This window comes from Pseudomonas sp. PME37.24/025 (assembly GCF_055556615.1).
Map to the genome: position 1 here is coordinate 1 of NZ_JBVHNK010000333.1, position 259 is coordinate 259.

Below are 259 nucleotides of genomic sequence, written 5' to 3' on the forward strand. Positions count from 1 at the left end.
TCAATGCGGCCCTGTTCTTTGGCCTCAAGCTCACCTCGCCGGTAAATGGCGCCTTGATCATGGCACTCAACCCATCCATCACCGCCCTGCTGTCAGCCGCCATCAATCGTGATTCGATTTCGGCACGCCAATGGCTGGGCTTTGCCCTGGGTTTGGCGGGCGTCGCCACGGTGGTCAGCCAAGGCTCCTTGCAAACCTTGTTAAGCCTGTCATTTTCCATGGGCGATCTTTTGATCTTGCTAGGCTGCATCTGCTGGGC

General features: G+C 57.5%; 1 protein-coding gene. It reads left to right on the top strand.

Annotated elements, in window-relative coordinates; translation table 11 throughout:
- Positions 1-259: EamA family transporter (locus tag ACZ3HH_RS30600; RefSeq protein WP_465810409.1), on the top strand; the 259-nt coding region annotated here is incomplete at both ends.